Origin of the sequence: Corynebacterium tuberculostearicum, assembly GCF_046097465.1 — a bacterium.
GTDB classification, from domain to species: Bacteria; Actinomycetota; Actinomycetes; order Mycobacteriales; family Mycobacteriaceae; genus Corynebacterium; species Corynebacterium tuberculostearicum_I.
In genome coordinates, this window is record NZ_CP175799.1 from 861,530 (window position 1) to 878,541 (window position 17,012).

At 52.8% G+C, this 17,012-nt stretch carries 13 protein-coding genes; 6 read left to right on the forward strand and 7 right to left on the reverse strand.

Features of this window, described 5'->3' with window-relative positions:
* Positions 1 to 27: 27 nt before the first annotated feature.
* Positions 28 to 1,932, forward strand: coding sequence for an LGFP repeat-containing protein (locus ACKFRX_RS04180; protein WP_408919091.1), 1,905 nt, complete (start codon positions 28 to 30; stop codon positions 1,930 to 1,932).
* Positions 1,933 to 1,977: 45 nt separating this feature from the next.
* The gene (locus ACKFRX_RS04185; RefSeq protein WP_150850718.1) at positions 1,978 to 2,643 is read left to right on the forward strand and encodes a hypothetical protein; all 666 of its coding nucleotides are present in this window, start codon (positions 1,978 to 1,980) and stop codon (positions 2,641 to 2,643) included.
* A 367-nt stretch (positions 2,644 to 3,010) separates the two neighbouring features.
* Here ACKFRX_RS04185 and ACKFRX_RS04190 read toward each other — a convergent pair whose 3' ends face one another.
* From ACKFRX_RS04190 to istA, 5 genes are all read right to left on the reverse strand, one after another.
* The gene (locus ACKFRX_RS04190) at positions 3,011 to 3,265 is read right to left on the reverse strand and encodes a hypothetical protein (protein WP_234288146.1); all 255 of its coding nucleotides are present in this window, start codon (positions 3,263 to 3,265) and stop codon (positions 3,011 to 3,013) included.
* A gap of 456 nt (positions 3,266 to 3,721) precedes the next feature.
* The gene (locus ACKFRX_RS04195; RefSeq protein WP_150850720.1) at positions 3,722 to 4,294 is read right to left on the reverse strand and encodes a TetR/AcrR family transcriptional regulator; all 573 of its coding nucleotides are present in this window, start codon (positions 4,292 to 4,294) and stop codon (positions 3,722 to 3,724) included.
* Between the two features lie 17 nt (positions 4,295 to 4,311).
* Complete coding sequence (locus tag ACKFRX_RS04200) at positions 4,312 to 5,811, reverse strand: MFS transporter (RefSeq protein ID WP_408919090.1); 1,500 nt, start codon at positions 5,809 to 5,811, stop codon at positions 4,312 to 4,314.
* Between the two features lie 440 nt (positions 5,812 to 6,251).
* Entirely contained in the window at positions 6,252 to 7,010 is a 759-nt protein-coding gene (locus ACKFRX_RS04205) for an ATP-binding protein (RefSeq protein ID WP_150851610.1), read from the reverse strand.
* Positions 7,011 to 7,027: 17 nt separating this feature from the next.
* On the reverse strand, positions 7,028 to 8,635 hold the full coding sequence (gene istA, locus ACKFRX_RS04210; protein ID WP_150851611.1) for an IS21 family transposase: 1,608 nt from the start codon (positions 8,633 to 8,635) through the stop codon (positions 7,028 to 7,030).
* 158 nt (positions 8,636 to 8,793) lie between these two features.
* On the opposite strand from istA, the gene ACKFRX_RS04215 reads away from it, so the two are divergent.
* Together ACKFRX_RS04215 and ACKFRX_RS04220 are read left to right on the forward strand one after the other, a co-directional pair.
* The gene (locus ACKFRX_RS04215; protein ID WP_408928161.1) at positions 8,794 to 8,985 is read left to right on the forward strand and encodes a hypothetical protein; all 192 of its coding nucleotides are present in this window, start codon (positions 8,794 to 8,796) and stop codon (positions 8,983 to 8,985) included.
* Positions 8,985 to 9,578, forward strand: coding sequence for a recombinase family protein (locus ACKFRX_RS04220; protein ID WP_200436346.1), 594 nt, complete (start codon positions 8,985 to 8,987; stop codon positions 9,576 to 9,578). Before ACKFRX_RS04215 ends, ACKFRX_RS04220 begins: the two co-directional genes overlap by 1 nt.
* Positions 9,579 to 10,097: 519 nt before the next feature.
* Here the strand turns inward: ACKFRX_RS04220 and ACKFRX_RS04225 are convergent.
* Positions 10,098 to 10,670, reverse strand: a complete 573-nt coding sequence (locus ACKFRX_RS04225; protein ID WP_150851540.1) for a hypothetical protein — start codon at positions 10,668 to 10,670, stop codon at positions 10,098 to 10,100.
* 1,328 nt (positions 10,671 to 11,998) lie between these two features.
* On the opposite strand from ACKFRX_RS04225, the gene ACKFRX_RS04230 reads away from it, so the two are divergent.
* Positions 11,999 to 13,233, forward strand: a protein-coding gene (locus ACKFRX_RS04230; RefSeq protein WP_179387020.1) for an IS3 family transposase whose coding sequence is annotated in 2 segments (ribosomal slippage) — positions 11,999 to 12,287 and positions 12,287 to 13,233 — 1,236 coding nt in all. Because the reading frame shifts where the segments join, the coding sequence is not laid out codon by codon here.
* Positions 13,234 to 14,238: 1,005 nt separating this feature from the next.
* The gene (locus ACKFRX_RS04235) at positions 14,239 to 15,513 is read left to right on the forward strand and encodes an IS30 family transposase (RefSeq protein ID WP_408927582.1); all 1,275 of its coding nucleotides are present in this window, start codon (positions 14,239 to 14,241) and stop codon (positions 15,511 to 15,513) included.
* Between the two features lie 734 nt (positions 15,514 to 16,247).
* Here ACKFRX_RS04235 and ACKFRX_RS04240 read toward each other — a convergent pair.
* The gene (locus ACKFRX_RS04240; RefSeq protein WP_150851201.1) at positions 16,248 to 16,859 is read right to left on the reverse strand and encodes a hypothetical protein; all 612 of its coding nucleotides are present in this window, start codon (positions 16,857 to 16,859) and stop codon (positions 16,248 to 16,250) included.
* Between the last annotated feature and the right edge of the window lie 153 nt (positions 16,860 to 17,012).

The following is a 17,012-nucleotide window of genomic DNA, read 5'->3' on the forward strand; positions in this document are numbered from 1 at the left end:
TGTTTCACTCTCATCTAAGGACCGCCAATGAAAGCTCTCTCACGCAAACTACTTGCGGTTATCTCAACAAGTCTCCTGTTTAGTGCCACACCAGGTATTGCAGTAGCCCAATCATCCTTTTCTGGCTCATCCACTTCTGATGATTTTCAGTCGGTAATTGAACCATCTGAAACTCCTAATTCTGCCGCGAGCCTCGATAACTCGATCGCAAGTGAAGCAGCTCCCTCACAAGCAGTAGATGGCCCATTCGCTGAATGGGGTATTCCAACTCCTCCGGGTGCTGAAGGCTATGAGGTTAATCAGGTCGCTGAGGAAGATCTCAATCCACAAGGATTGGACGAGTGGCATCCAACCGCGAACCCGAATAAGGAAATTGTTCCTGGCCAGATGCGCTCTGACCGGGAAGAGATCCCCGCTGGTGTGGACAAGGTAGAAGCTGATAAGGCAGAGGTTCGGGAAGCGCAACTTGCGGATCCAGATACACCAACGTTGAATGCACGCCCAGGTTGCGGTGTGTATTGGCCAACCAGATTCGAAGTGTGCGGACTAATTAAAGAAAAGTACGACAGTATCGGCGGTCCTAAGAGTTTTCTTCTTCTGCCAAAATCTAATGAACTCACCAATCCAGACGGAGTCGGCAAGCGTTCTGAATTTGCCAATGGGTTTATCTATTGGCATCCCAAGACTGGTGCGCATACGGTTAGTCTTCCAGTGTCGGTTGTTTGGGCGCGCCATGGCTGGGAAAAAGGATTCCTCGGCTATCCCACTACCAGCGATATTCCCCAGGGGAATGCCTGGTACAAGCAAGACTTCCAAGGTGGACATGTTTACACCCACAATGCATTGCCGGCAACTCAGGCCAGCATCCAAGGCCGGATTTATGACAAATGGCAATCCATGGGCGCCCAAAACAGTGAACTCGGCTACCCCATCAGCGATGAGCTAACCACCCCGGACGGTGTCGGACGCTACAACGTCTTCGAAGGCGGAATGATCTACTGGACACCAACTACAGGCGCCCACTCAATCAGTGGCGGGATTCTCGCATCATGGGCGGCGCAAGGATACGAAAAGAGTGCTTATGGGTACCCCATTGGGGATATGTCCATTAATGACCAAGAGGTCCAAGAGCAGCACTTCCAAGGTGGAGTCCTCTATGCAGACCCTAGCGTTTTTTGGCAACCTTTTTCCTGCTTCAGTGCAGCTACTCGAATCGCGGAAGAACTGGGGGTCCCAGATGGGGCACAGTTTATGTGCTCAAACCGTGGAGTCTCTCTTAACGCTAATGGTATTAATTACTTCGGAATGCCCACAGTAGAAGACGTGTCAAAAAAATTACCAATTGCTAACCTGCAAGCTGCAGGAGAGGTAAGCGCACCTACTGGAATTGAGTGCGATGTTTATGATTCTGGATTGATTAAAGGACCGCGCAGATATTCCGATCACAAAGTTAGTAAAACTGTTAAGTTCTGCATCGGGGAGACAAAGCGGGTCTCACCTTTCGAGCCTCTGGAACCTAAGTGGTCGCGAGAATTTGAATGGACAATCTCTGACTCTTTAAAGCAACGACAGTATGCTGAAGTCACTACTAACGTCGATAATTTGGATTTACCTAGCTTTAAGTTCCGAGTAAACACTCGACTTAGGGAAGACGTTAAATGGTCTTCTGACAAAACCGCAGCTGAATTGACTTCTATAGTCACTAAACCGGGTCTAAAAAATGCAAGTAGAGCTGAATACGAAATTCCCAAAAAATCAGGCACTTTTTTCACCGAAGTAGACGGCATTTATCTTAATATTCCTAGCTGGGGATACGAGCAAAGCTATGACGGCTATCAGTTCGCCATAGGTCGCTTTGAATGCCCTCAATACTCACCTAATTCTAATTTGTGTGTTTTCACTAACCCTGTTGACGATCACACATTTGACTAATGCAGTCGGTAAAGATACGTACTCACTGTCAAGAGAGGGATAGCCGTGCATAGTATTCTCTGGGATAACTTTTGCAAGAACCAAAACTTAACTGAGTTTGAGGAAGTATCCGATCTGTCTTCTTCCGGTGTTCTAGCAAGTCTCATAAAGCACAATTCCGCTAGAGAAGTATCTTTCGACTGCATCCATTATCCCGGAGGAACCACAGATAAACATGGGGCATTCACCGACTATACGACCTACCATGTGGATGCTTTTCCTGCTCAATCTGAGATGATCACCTTTTGTAACGGGGAGAAAATTAATTATCTTGGCCCAGAGGTGCGCAACAATCAGATTATTCACCGGGCAGCACCACCGTCGAGCACCGGATGGCCCCGCATTCTTCTGGACTACAAAGGGTATCCCGAATTCTGGGGAGATACACTCAAAAAGCCACCGCGACTTCATTACCCTCGGTCCATCACGTTAGCGAGAAAGCCTTTTGACTTTGAACATTATATTCGAGTCGTAAGCTATTCCGATACAGAAATGAGTGAGCATCAAATGTGGAAGGAGGCGGTCATCGATACAGAATTTTCCATGGCAGTTCTTTTAGCCCGTCATTGGGGATCAAACATTGATGATGTGTGGATCTCGCTTCACGTTGAAGAGCGTAGTGACTGGCGCGCACCCGAGAGCAAAACAATTGACTATTGCTGGGATTTTTAATGCTGGGATCGGAACTTTCTTATTCCTAGCTCTACAAGGCTGTACAGACTAAAAGCAAAAGTGATGGCCTAGGGCCGATTTACTTACCGTGTTCAGTCAATGGTTTAACATGGAAAAAGGTCTAGACTAAAAAATAAATCCGATAAGACATAAGAAAAAGGTTAGCCGTGCCCCGTTAGCGGAATGTAAAGCTCTGCGCCTACTCTTCTGTCTGCTTTCATCCTTCTCAATTCCATAAAATGCTGAGGAACGTTGTTGCTGTCATCGTTTGGTTCATTTCGTCCAATCGATGACAGCGACGTAGTTCCTCAATGGTTTAACTTGGAACACAATATCGACTAAAAGACGAAGAGGCTAGTCTGCCTGACTAGTCGTGAGTGGCTAGGGGTAGATAAATATCTGCCCCTTCGCTTTTCATTTTTTCTAGTTCCGCAAAATGCTTCGGATCGTAGTCTCTCTCGCCACCAATCCATTCAATCTTATCGTCGGAACCGTAATCTAAATACGGGGCAACAGCATTTCCTGCCAACTGATCTCCCCACCCCGTAACAGCGGTTCTCCCCTCTGATGAGTAGCTTTCACCCGATTCAAGAGTATGTCTTGGAATCAGTGCAAATTCCATACCAGCATACGCAAGTCCTTGCGCGGATTTAACTGAAAATACGCAATATGCGTACTTGGACGTTTTCCAGGTAGCTCGTACTTCGACATCATCGGGAGACACACAATTTTCCGAGGGAAAATACCTCTTTAGCAAGTGGCGTATCTCCTGGTAAAAAATTTCTGAACTCCACGCCTCCGCCATAATTCACACTCCGTATTTCACTAGGCTGCATAACTTTAGTTAAATTGCATGAGTCTCCACTATGGCTAAAAGGTACACCCAGTGCGACAGATGTGTCGCAAAAATGGCGAGACCGAGCCTATTGACAACAGCAAACTACTGCGCCGTAACTGTCCCGCTGGGGTGCCCCTGTATGGCACTGACTCGACGAGGCCGCGAACGAGCAGCCTCTTGAGAAGGCGAAAGGCAGCGGCAGCGAACCTGGATCGGTTCAGATCTGCGAGATGGATGCGCTCATCGGTTCGCCGCGTTGCTCGAGGTTCCGGCTGCGTCCGCAACGGAGTGGGCGAGGTGCTCTGCCAGCGCGGCGCGCAGTTCAGGCGGAAGGGGGGCGGCTCCGACGGATTCGCTAAGCCAGAGTCCGTCGGCGGCAAGGTACGCGACCATCTTCTGCAGCGCCCGAGGGTCAGTCGGGTCAATCTCGGCAGGGTCGGGTATCCATCGGGAGATGACCCTTCTCCACGGCTTGTTGAGCTCGCTGTCGGTGCTCGCCTCGAGCAAGAGCAGCAGCTCGGGGCCAGTGGCGCTGCGAGCGCTCACGCGGGCGTAGGCGGCGACGCGCTCGTCCTGCGTTGCCTCGTCTGGGTCCTTGCCCAGGACGTTGATCATCTCGTGGTCCCAGCGCTCGGCAAGATGCTCGTGCAGCGCGAGCACCAGGGCGTCCTTCGAGGGGAAGTGGTAGAGCAGCCCACCTTTGGTGAGTCCGGAGGCGGCGGCCACCGATTCGTACGTGACGGCCGTGACGCCGTCGGTTTCGACAACGTGGAGGGCGGCTTGGAGGATGGAGTCTCGTTTGCTGGTCCGCATGAGCGGTCCTTTCGTGGTCAGTGCTCGGAGTGCAGCTGCGACTGCGTGCCAGGCAGGTACCGACGCAGCAGCACTCCCGTGATGACAGCGGCCGCTGCCAGGACGCCGGCAACGACTAGCATCACGACGAGGTACGCGGAGTCGAAGGCCGTGGAGGCCGCCTGAATGATGGCGGCGTCTCCCTGCGCCGCCTCCAGTGCCTCAGCGATACCGTCACCAGCCGCCGCCGGTGCGCCGTTGGGGAGGACAACACTGGCGGTATAGATGGCCGTGAGCAGGCTTCCGAGCACGGACACGGCGATGAGGCTGCCGAACTCGTAGGAGACCTCTTCGAGGGAAGCGGCCATGCCTGCACGGCGCACCGGCACGTTCCCGATGATGGCGGTGGAGGCGACCGACATGGCAGCTCCAAGACCGGCACTCGTCACCAGAAGGCCGAGAACCAGCACGCCGAAGGATGATTGGAACCCGACTACCGTCACCACGACGCCGCCGGCGGCGACGGCGAGACCACCGGCGATCAGCGCGAGCAGCCCGACACGGTGCAAGAAGGCACCACCCAGGAGCGCTGTAGGCAACGAGGCCACGGCAATCACGGCAACCAAAAGCCCAGCCTCCAGCGGACTGAAGCCGACGACCAGCTGGAACCGTTGCGTGGTGACAAGCTGGATGCCACCGATGGCGAACATCGCAAACGCCGCGGCGAGCACGCCAGCACTGAACGCCGGGTTGAGGAAGATGGAGAACTCCAGCAGCGGATTCTCCAGGCGCCGCTGACGGCGCACGAAGAGCCAGAACCCGATGGCAGCAACGAGCAGCGCAACAACAATGGTCGCGACAGACGGGGGCGCGTGGCCGATCTCCTTGATGGCCACCACCGTTCCGACGAGCCCGATCATCACCAGTATCGAAGACACGGCATCCCAGCGCTTCGAAGGATCCGGGTCATTGGCCGGGCGGATCAACCAGGTAGCAACCAGCGCTAGCGCCACTACGGGCACGTTCACCAGGAACACCGAGCCCCACCAGAAGGACTCGAGCAGCGTGCCGCCGAGAATCGGACCGAGAGCGGACCCGACGACCGACAGGCTGCCCCAGATCGCGATCGCAAAATTCCGCTCGCGCTCGACCGTGAAGTACGTGCGGATCAGTGCCAGGGTTGCCGGCATCATCGCTGCCGCACCGACAGCGAGCACAGCGCGTGCACCGATCAGCACCTCGGGCGACGGCGCCAACGCTGCGAGCAGGGACGCCAACCCGAAGATCACCAGGCCGACGACGAACATCCGCGTGTGGCCGATGCGATCACCGAGGGTCCCGCTACCGAGCAGCAGGCCCGCCATCACCAGGGGATAGGCGTTGATGATCCACAGGCTCTGGGTGCTTGATGCCTCAAGGTCCTCGGTCAGTGTCGGCAATGCCGTGTACAGGATCGAGTTGTCGAGGGTGATCAGTAGGAGCCCCGCTCCGACAGTCACCAGCAGCGACCAGCGTCGCCGTTTCGTCATCGTGGACATGCGCGTCTCCTTAATCGTGAACAACAATCGTGAACAACGTAAGTGTACCGGATGGATGGTGTAGTTATGTCTACTGCGAAAGAGATCCGCGTCACTCCCTGTTCACGGCGCCTAAGGCCAGTGACTACGAGCGTGGCGCTCATTTGGGTACACCCTATTGTTACGCCAGTCTCAGGAAGAATGTTTCCTGTAAAATAGGGCCGTTCCTAGCATTGTTTTACACGTGTCTAGCGGGGTCTAGGCCTTATGTTTACAGAAAGTGGTGAGTGTGGTGTTATCGTCTGATGGTTTCCATATTGAAAGTCATATTGACTCTGTGCCCGCGTTGGCGCGGGTTGTCAGATGCGAGTTTTTGGTACCGGTGTTCTGGGGACTCGGTACTGTCGTGTTCCGGGTAGTTGGTACCGGGCCGAGGGGTACGTCGGCCCGGGCCGTTAGTCTTAGTCGTCTGGGGTGGTCGGGGCGGTGGCTTTACGCATGTCGAAGTCTCCGATATGGATTCGGTGGCCGTTGTTGAGGCGGCTTACGAGTGAATCGGCTCCGACTCTGTCTGGCAGTGTTTCAACCCAGTAGGCGGCAGCTGATTGGGAAGAGATCAGTGTTGGGAGCCTTCCGTCGCGGTCGAATATGATCTTGGCTAGGTCTTCTTGCCCGCGCTGGTTGATGCTGATGGTCATAAAGTCGTCGATGATAAGGACATCGACGTTGATCAGTTTCCGCATCTTATCGAGGTAGTTTTGGTCAGTCGGTGAGAAGACCGCCAGCATGTCTACAAGTTGATCCAGCCGGTAGTACGCCACGGAATATCCGGCTTTGCATGCGGCGATGCCGATGGCGCAGGCAATGTATGTCTTGCCTGTTCCGGTCGGTGCGAGGATGTGTATGTTGGTCGGGTTTTCCCGCCAGTTGGTTGCTGCGATTCGTTTCAGCTGGCGCATGTTGATACCACGTTGTTCTGCCCGGGTGATTTCAGCCAGGCTTGCATCCGGGTATCGGAATTGTGCCTGGGTGATGGCCTTGGCGATATTGCGCTGTTGGCGTTGTGTGTAGGCTTCTTCGACTGCGGCGAGGAAGATGTCTTCTGGTAGCGCATCCGCATAGGCCTCGTCGTTGACAACCTCGTAGAAGATGTCAGCGAAGGTTGATACGCGAAGCTTGCGCATTTTTGCCCGCACAATCTCGTCGTCGATGCTGCTCATGATTTTTCACACTCCTTCTAGTTTTCGTAGTGGTCAGCAGGCCGGATAAAGACGGCATCGGCCACGTCGCCGGTAAGCGGGGTACTTGGGCGTGGTTGGCGCTTGGCCACAGGCTGTGTTTTTGGCCCTGGTTCCCCGGGATGTTGTTGGGCGTGGGCAATGTCAGTCTGGAGGCGTTTGATCACTGCCATCGTTGGGGCCAGCTTCTTGTCCACGACCTGCTGGCAGGCAGGTTCCAGGGTGGCTTTGTTGTGCTTTTTGCCCAGGTTGGCCAACACGTTGCGTGCCTGGATGAGTCCGCGGGGTACGGCGGCACTATTGCGGTCGAGGATCATCGCTATGACTGCGTGCGTTGCTGCCCCAAACGACGAGGCCCAGGCCAAAAGCTCATCACGGGTAAGCGCCTTGTGGCCTTCATCATCGCCACGCGGCCCATGCTGAGGGTTGGTGGAATACCGGTATTTGAATCCGTGAAGGCGCGTGTGTTCAGCAACAAGCTGCTCCCCGTTGAAGACGCTCACCAGTTGCGGGGTGAGCCTGACTGTTACCGACTCTCCTACCAGCTGAAATGGCACTGAGTAGTACTGGTAGTCACAGGTGATGTGCCAGTTGCGATCGACTTTAAGCCGCTTATAAGACACTTCCGTAAACGGCGTCGGCGGAAGATCCCGCATCATTGGTGCCTCTTCTTTATCAAAGCGCATCTGCCGTGTTGAGCCATCAGGCCGCGTCATTGCGCCGTTGATAACAGCAAGACGGCAAGCGATCGCCTCATTAAGCTCATCAAGGTTATAGAAGACCTCGTTGCTAAAGTAACCCAGGATTTTGGTGTAGGCGATTTTCACGGCACGCTCTACCGCTGCCTTGTCACGAGGCCTGCCGGGCCTAGTCGGCACAATCGTGACCCCGTAATAGTCAGCAAACGCTGCGTAGCGGTCAGTGACCATCCGGTATGTAGAGGTCTTCTTCGGCCGATAAGTCGCCGTAGAAGCATTATCTGGCACGATGATTGCTGGTACTTTGCCAAGATAATTCAACGCCTTAACATGGCACTCAATCCACGCCGACATCTTCTCATTCGCAGCAGCAGTAACGTACATCAGCCCTGAGTACGGGCTGACCGAGACAAACAATGACGCCTTGAACACGGTATCACCACTGGCCTGATCTACTACAGGCACTTTGTCACCGGCCCAGTCGACATAAAGCTCTTGCCCTGGCTCATGGGTGATAACTTCGACGAGATCGTTGGCACGCAGAAACTCATTGAGCCCACTGCAGAACTGGGAGTACTGGTACTTTGTCTTATCCGTCGGACAAGGCTTCGACACGTAGTCCATCCACAGCTTATGCCTGGTCACATGCTTCGTACCTTTCAGCTTGCGTGCAAGAGCATGAAAATCAGGCTGGTCGTAGGGCAACGACCGCTTACTCCGGCCATCACTGAATCGATCATCGAACCATCCCGGTGGGAGCTGACGGAAACGCTCTGGAGTTAGTGCCTCATCGTTGATGACTTTCTTTGCTCGGGATACTTCTCGTCGTGAACATCCCAATGCATGTGTGATCTGCGCGTAGCTAGCACCATCAAGGCACATCGCGATGATCTGTTTGAAGTTAGCCACAAGGACCGGCTCCTTCCAAGTAGAAGTTGACGCAACACCAGCGGATTGTGGTGTCGCCAACATCAACTATGAAAGAAAACCCCTTGCAGTACCGGGTACGCGGAACACCGGTACCAACTACGCAGACTCGCGGTACCAACTACCCCAAATCGACACGGGTGAAAGATCTGCATGGTGGGTTGTCGTCGGGGCAGCAGGCGTTGGGCAGGATTGTGCAATCCTTGCTTGCTGACGCTGATGGTCTCGACGGGGCGCAGTTGTCTGACTTGGCGCGGGTGGTTGAGTCGTATCGTGATGCGGTCATAGAACAAGAGAATGCTGCCTTTAAACCTTCGCGGGGCGAAGACTAATGGGCAATGACTCTGGTTCGCATGGTCAGCGGGTGGGCTATATCCGAGTTTCCACGGTGGAGCAGAACAATCAGCGCCAGAAAGAACTACTCAATGCTTCTGGCAAGATTGACCGGTTCTTTGAGGATAAGATTTCCGGACGCACCAAGACCGCGCGCCCTGGGCTTGGCGAGTGTATGGCCTATGTGCGCGACGGTGATGAACTCGTCGTGTCGTCGATTGATCGCCTCGCCCGTTCGCTGACAGATCTGCGCGGGATTGTTGATGAACTCACCGGCAAAGGTGTGACTGTTACTTTCCTGCATGAGAATCTCGCGTTTGCGAAAGACACCACAGATCCGCGCGCGGATTTAATGCTCGGCATTCTCGGTAGCTTCGCGGAGTTTGAGCGGGCCATTATCCGCGAGCGCCAGGCGGAGGGGATTGCGTTGGCGAAAAAAGCTGGCAAGTACAAAGGCCGCAAACCCGCCCTTAGCCCACAACAGGTGGCGGAGATTGAGCGGCGCGTGCTGGCGGGGGAGTCGAAAGCAGCCTTGGCGCGGGAATTCGGGGTCACTCGTCCTACGGTGTATCGGGCGTTGAAGAACGTCTAAGCGTCGGCGGCGTGAGGGTAAATCTGCGCACCCACGGTGCCTGCCGTATGGCAGGACATATGGCTAAGCACATAGAAAATATATGTTTCCGAGAATGCGCCACTACCCGCACTGTCTACGTCTAAACGACAGCAGTAATAAATAGGAAAGGGCACTCCCACCAGCGGGAATGCCCTCGTTTGCTCGATTCAGAAGGGGAATTTGAGGCCTAAGATAAGGCCCACGAATGTGTCACACATACCCAAATAGGATAAATAACTGATGCCCGTATAGATCTCATTTAAGGGGAGACTTTGGTCCTGCGCCAAACCGTATAAGTTCCGACGAGAAAAATGACGGCAAAGACTCCAGCGATTCTAAAGTAGAAAAAACCATTTTCTAATCTACGAGAAATATCGGCTAATGAGGTTGAATTCCCCTCAGCCAAAGCCTTAGCAACGTGTATCGCATTTAAACCGCCAATAAGATACCCGAGACAAAGCGATAACGATATAAAAATCGCAATCTTCATCAGAGCTACTAGGGATGAATTGCGTGACACTGCTCTCCCTTAAATTCTCCCATTACAAATAGACGTGCACACTCAGCATTGCTTTTAACATCGAAGTTTTTGAATCCGGCATCATGTGCATGCCCAAGAGAGCAATCATTGTGGGTTGCCCCCTTACGAGTTGCATGAATCCCATTCTCGTCTCTATTTTGGTAGTCCACTCTCCAGTTACACAGCGTTCCGTTAGTGAACGTCACGGATGCACTTTCGGAGTCTATGTGACCGCCTTTACCCTTAATTGCATGCTCAAGATTCACTACGGGAACTTTGAAGTCATGCCCTTGAAACGTAAATCCAAAGCCGCTGATTTGGGCCGATCCGAATGCTGATCTATCCGCAGTGTTCGGAACTGGATCACTTCCTTCAGGAAGGTAATTGTAGGCCGTTGGATCAGTACTTTGGTAGTTTCCGCCCATAATCGTTTGGGACTCTTCCTGCTTTCCTTGTGTCGTTTCTGCTTGAGCGGTTCCAGACAAGACAGGAAGGATAGCCAAGGCAGATAGAAGGGAAGCGGCAGTTTTCAACATCTTAGTCTTATTCACAGTTTTCCTAACCATAAGAAACACCTTACTTATACTAAAGTAAAGCTGAAATTTGCTGTCGTCAAGGCAGTAAACTTATACGCAGTCGTCAGCCCTTCCATATGTCCGACTGTATGCAGTTTTACCTGCTGGTTCCTGCATTGAACCGGACCCCAAAATGCTAGTCCACAGGATTAATAGACCAAAGGAAATGAGCGGTACCACCAGTTCCTACGAGAGTCCAGCGTGGGCAAAAGGAAAGAGGGGACAAGGATTATTGCTGCACTTATGCTGCCTCCAAGCGCGGCGTAATACATACGGTCTTGTGGCTGTTCGCGGCGGATGGCCTGGATGATTAGGACTAAAACTACTGCGAGTGCGGCGAGGGCGAGGGTCGTGTACATTCCTCTTCTCCCTTTTTGGGGTTGATGCTTATCCTATCGGGAGGGTGTGCACGGTCTTTGAGCTGCAATTCCCAGGAATCAGGGGCCATAGGCGGTAGATGGCATGCAGCCTCTCGGGCGGGAAAGTGGTCTACAGTGCCTGCTTGCCCGGGCAGGCAGCTCGTAGGCTTATATGCTTAGTGGTTATGGCCCCTACGACTGTTTTTGACCGCGCTACCATTCGCCACAACCTCACCGAATTCAAACTCCGGTGGATTTCCCACGTTGAGCAGTGGAAGGCGGAAAACCGTCCTGCAACAGAGTCTAAAGCCGCTGAGACGGACTGCTCAGTACATGGGGATCTCTGGACCTTGGCCACGGAAGTTTTCGGTCAAGCACCCGAATTCGACTTCCCATATATGAAACTCACTCGGCAGGAATGTAGGCTCCTTTTTCTGCCGAGAAACGACATCAGCTTGAGCTGCTTCACGCGTGGTAAACGCAGCTAGTATATCTGGGCTTATTTCCTGGTGGCGCACGGAGGAATGTTGCGCATACCCTTCCCTAAAAACGAGATAAACAAGTCTCGGGAAATGACCCTTGTTTAGTTTCCCTCTCCAGCCTTGAAGGGGAACTTCTTCAGTCCAACAGGTTATATCTGAAGAATCAACATGCTCGCCCATGGCACGCTCCTGCTCCCTAGTTAAAGCTATTCCGACGAATTCCTCGTCATACGTAGCTTCCGTACGCGCAAAGAGCACAAAGATTCTAGCCTGGTTGCTGTTATCTGAAGTTCTACCTATTAAACCTTGCATGCTTCTCTAAACGGTTTAGTGTTAACAGTCGCAGTGTAAGTTTTACCGTCGTCTACGATAGTTCCCGTAGTCGAGCCAATAAAGTTCGTATCCACTAAACCTGAAGTGTCCCAGGTTTTGTTCCGTCTGAGTAGATGGGAAAATCTGGAATATGCCAAGAAAATTTGACCAGGATGCAAAGGACCGTGTGGTCCGTCTTGTAGAGGACCGTATCTTGGCGGAAAATATGTCGATGCAAGCCGCGTGCAAGGCAGTAGCTCCAAAGTTGGGGGTTTCATGGCACACGGCTCGTCAGTGGACCCAGCAGGCCCGTCGTGCGGGAAGCATCCCAGAACCTGTGCCTGAAGACTTGGCCGCGGAAAACGCGAGGCTACGCCGTGAAAATCAAGAGCTACGCGACACCAATGAGCTACTGAAGGCTGCCTCGGCTTTTTTCGCGTCGGAACTCGACCCAAAACGTCGGAAATGATCCGGTTCATCGATGAGTATCGGGATCGTTTCTCCATCGAGTTCATTTGCGAGACGTTAAACACCCACCGTGTTGGCGGTTTCATCACGTCCCGTGGATACCGCCAATCAAAAGCCCGTGGTATGAGTGCCCGCAGTCTTCGTGACGCTGCTCTAGTCGCGCACATCGCCGAGGTCCATGAAGAAAATTTTAGCGTCTACGGCATCCGTAAGATGTGGCATACTCTGCGCCGTGAAGGAATCGACATTGGCCGTGAGCAGACCGCACGCCTGATGCGTCTTGCTGGAGTCAGAGGCAAAGGTAAAGGTAAGTCTCCTATTACTACCCGCAAGCCGAAGGGACCAGATCTGCGTCCTGATTTAGTTAATCGCAAGTTCAACGCCCCGGCACCGGCCCGATTGTGGGTGGCCGATATTACTTATGTGCGCACTAGAAAAGGATTCGTGTACACCGCTTTTGTTACCGACGTGTTCTCCCGAAGGATCGTCGGGTGGGCACTATCTGATTCAATGCGTACCGAGGCGCTGCCGCTGCAGGCGCTTAATCAGGCGATTGTCAGCGCGAAGGAAACAACGGGGCTGATTCATCATTCAGATCATGGCTCACAGTACGTCAGCATTGTCTACAACGAACGGCTGGCTGAGTATGGAATTGCTGCCTCTACCGGGACAGTAGGAGATTCCTATGACAATGCTTTGGCCGAAAACGTCAACGGTTCCTACAAAAATGAGCTGATTCATCGGCGGTCGTGGGACAGCGTAGTTGACGTGGAGATCGCGACGTTTGAATGGGTTAATTGGTGGAACGAGGTACGGCTTCACCAAAGTCTCGGCTATCGCACGCCAGCTGAGGTTGAGTCAGAGTTTTGGGAAACCAACCCGGCCCAAGAAATAATGGAAATCAAGGCAAATGCCTAGGAACAAAACCCGGGACACTTCAACACTTGACTATTCTCAAGTACCTTGATGTTGGACATAGTCATAGACATCATTCACTACTTTGACAAGGGACTAAGCTTCCGCTTTCTGAGGCGTCTTGGTAAGAGACCAGTATTCTTCCTGCCACAAATGGTTTAGCATTCTCGCTTTATCAGCCGTCACCGTTCAACTTTCCTTTGTTCTAAGCAATACGCAGACATAGTGGTGAACGCAGGAGTGGACACAGTATGAACTGGGCAAAGTTGCTCTGCGTTCATATTTCTGTGCAGCAAGATTGATGAAACAGCATACGGATACGTGTATCTCGTTGTGTGTTTCCCCCTCATGAGCGACTTTTACAAGGGAGGGCGGAATTACGCTACTGAGCCCCCCTCAGGTGCGGCTGCTAACGTTATTTCTGGTTCACAATCACGCCCCGCCACCTGTGGTGGGGTGTGTGCGTGGCTTCCTCGTCGGTGCGCGGTAAGGCCCGCGCGTGACGTGGGCTGTCCCGCGCGCCCTTTTTTCAGGCGAGCGGACAACCCTACGACGTAAAGGGAGGTAGACAATGGGTAAACACTCATTGGATACACCTTGAGTTCAGAGGGTCGTTGCAACACTTTCCCTTAGGAGGGTGTTGTTGTGTCTGGGGTTGTTGGCCCGTTTCATTCGTTGTCTGAATCGGATCGTCGTGGCTTAGTTGCCTTGGTTGGCAGTGGGCGTAGTGTCCGTTCGGCGGCTGGTGAGCTTGGTTGTCATTACGGGCATGCTTTGAATTTTTGTCATGCCTTTGGATTGCCAGTCGTGTTTAAAGCCAAACGAGTTGATCGCCGCGGTAGCCAGGCTGTCCAGCTTGTAGAGCTAGTCCGAAGCGGACTGTCGGTACGCCAAGCTGCTAAAAGATGTGGGATGCATCTTTCTGCGGCTTATGCCGTAGCTACGGAAGCTGGGTGCCATATCCGGTTGAGTCAGTATGCTCGGAAAGTCCGCCAGACGCAGTTAAGAGTGGAATATCTGCGCCTTCGGCTGGCGAGCCTGCCTGGTGGTGATGCTGGCGCGGCAGTAGGAATTGATCGTCGACTGCGTTTAGATTTCGAAAAAGGACTCACCAAATCCCAGGGTCGACGAGAAGAGTTCATACCCGTCGGCGAAGACGCCAGCACGTATAACAGACTTATGAAAGCGCTGCGCCAACGCCATGATGTCATCGAATCCGGAAGGCTTGCCCCTCCCGCCTTACCTAGCGGGGTAGATCCGTATAAACGCATCAGCAATCGCTACATTTGCTTCGAAGAACGCGTCATCATCGCCGATCTTCTCCGCGAAGATGTGCCACTGCGTGAGATTGGGCGCCGTTTAGGGCGAAGTGCATCGTCAATTCAGCGTGAAGTACGCAGAAACCACAGTGCTCAAGGCCCGTATCGTGCAGAAACAGCCCAGTTAAAGGCCTGTGCGCGGAGGTTGCGGCCGAAAATACCGAAACTACTAGCCAACAAAAGACTATGGGACTATGTATGCGCACAATTGCGGGCACAATGGTCACCTGAGGAGATTTCTAATCGCCTGCCCATCGACTACCCCACTGATAAGGACATGCGCATTAGTCACGAAACGATTTATGACGCCTTTTACCTGCAGGCCAAAGGAAGACTCAAAGACCTTGGCCTGGACTTGCCGACAGGTAGAAAGAAACGCAAGAAACGCCAAACCCGCTCCAGCACACCTGCCCAGCAACGCTTCGTCGACGACATGATCCTCATAGACGACCGGCCAGATGAGGTAAGTGAACGTATTTTGCCAGGCCACTGGGAAGGCGACCTCATCCTCGGTAAAAACAACCAATCAGCGGTAATCACGCTAGTAGAACGCGTCAGCCGATTTGTTGTCCTTGGCCACCTACCGGGAAGGCATACCAGCAAAGAAGTATTCACAGCCCTGCACAAGGCAGTTACAGGAATCGATAAAGCTATCTGGTCATCAATTACCTGGGACCAAGGAAGCGAAATGGCTGGCCATAAAGCCTTTACCATGGCCACTGACATTCCCATCTACTTCTGCCATCCAGGATCACCATGGGAACGCGGCAGCAACGAAAACACCAACGGCAGGCTCAGAAGAAACCTTCCCAAAAACAGCGACCTGTCCATCTACAGCGCCGAGGACCTAGAAATGATCGCCAACATTCACAACCACAAACCACGCAAAGCACTCAACTGGCGCACCCCAGCCGAAGTCATGACCAACGCCCTCACACAAACCGGTAGCATCAAACCAAACTAACCATCATCGTTGCAACGACCCCTAGAATCCGCCCACCCGGTCACAAGAGAAAAGACCCCGCCACCAAAGGAGCTGCAATCCTTAACTTGGTGAGCGGAGTCCTCAACGTTGTGACCGCTACCGTGAGGCTCATCGCGGTGATGCTTCACGTGGGTCTTTAGACCCGAGGGTCTCAACGAGCTGGCACTCGTTGGGGGCCCTTTTTATTGTGCAGCGGCAATTCAAAGGTGAACTGTGCTGTCGTGTTTTAGGCTAATGCGCGCGCGGAGGTTTCGCAATACTCCCGCACTGGGGACTATGTCCTTTCGCTGCAAGGAAATAAGTTTCTTTGGCTTATTTAGCTAGAGAGACTCATCAATAGGAATAGGTTTATACCTATCCACCTCTAGCTAGAGTTGCCCATTTCCCCTATTCTCGTCTTGTATGCTCCCCTGCCTTCGCTGTTTCTCCCATAAATATCTACGAATCAAGAAGATAGGCAACACTAAAACGAAGTAAAAAGTCATATACCCCACTACATGAAGAAATATACCGTCAGAACTTACTTCGCTCCATGAAACCCCCTCTACGCTTGATGAGGACACTCCACGCCAACCGGTCACTTGGCTTACGTAGAAGCCAGCGATAACCATTAGCGGTAGTACAATAAAGGAAAACCACCACGGAGGTATCCACGGTTTTCCATTTTTCTGGGTTTTACGTAAAGCCCCTCCGAAGCCCATTATAACCTCCTTCTAGCCCAACTTTTCGCTGACAGCACAAGACCCCGCATAAAGTGCAATCTTTCCAACCCACGCTACGGGCCCACCAATTGCACTAATTCCGTAGTCAAGGGCGGCCGTTGCACCATTAACAGAGGCTACTTGGACGATCTTGTCCGCAGCAGCTTTCCACTGTTTATTTTTCAACAAAGCTCCAATGGCCGATGCATCTTGCGGGGACATAGGAACCGGAGCAAAATTCCACACCACACATTCCGCATATGTTTTCAGGCTGCGAGTCGAAACAGATGGTTCGTCTTCGCTTGGCACCGGAGCTTCCATGATTTTTGCTAGGGCTTCCGCTTCCTCTAGAGAAACCCCTTCCCGTTCAGCTGCGGCATGGTCGACGGACCAAGAACCCGGAGCATTCTCATAAACAACCTCTGTGAAAAGGGTTTCGAATCCTTGGGAAATCTCTTGGGAAATTGCTTCCTGCTTTGCGTCACTAAGCGGGGATTCCGTCGTTGCAGTGTTTGTTCCTTCCACTCTTGGAGTTTGTGACTGAGCAACTGGAGCCATTCCAAATGGCAACGCCAAGACGACTGCTGCGGTTAAAACTGAACGAGCTGTGGAGGTAAGTTTCATAGAGATAGACCTTTCAAGTAGGAGAGCGGTTGCAAGAAGGGTAAGGGTTATCCGCCGCGAAATTGCTATGCAAATGATAGGGATTTTCCCTTAGTCAGCCACAGACTATCAAAGTCCTTCACCTGCATCTATAGATTTCAGATATTTTGGCGC

What these genes read in the sequence shown, in the direction of transcription:
- ACKFRX_RS04240 (WP_150851201.1), bottom strand. Translation starts at nt 16,859, where the DNA reads ATGAAACTTACCTCCACAGCTCGTTCAGTTTTAACCGCAGCAGTCGTC.
- ACKFRX_RS04205 (WP_150851610.1), bottom strand. Translation starts at nt 7,010, where the DNA reads ATGAGCAGCATCGACGACGAGATTGTGCGGGCAAAAATGCGCAAGCTT.
- ACKFRX_RS04180 (WP_408919091.1), top strand. Translation starts at nt 28, where the DNA reads ATGAAAGCTCTCTCACGCAAACTACTTGCGGTTATCTCAACAAGTCTC.
- ACKFRX_RS04220 (WP_200436346.1), top strand. Translation starts at nt 8,985, where the DNA reads ATGGGCAATGACTCTGGTTCGCATGGTCAGCGGGTGGGCTATATCCGA.
- ACKFRX_RS04190 (WP_234288146.1), bottom strand. Translation starts at nt 3,265, where the DNA reads ATGGAATTTGCACTGATTCCAAGACATACTCTTGAATCGGGTGAAAGC.
- ACKFRX_RS04200 (WP_408919090.1), bottom strand. Translation starts at nt 5,811, where the DNA reads ATGTCCACGATGACGAAACGGCGACGCTGGTCGCTGCTGGTGACTGTC.
- ACKFRX_RS04195 (WP_150850720.1), bottom strand. Translation starts at nt 4,294, where the DNA reads ATGCGGACCAGCAAACGAGACTCCATCCTCCAAGCCGCCCTCCACGTT.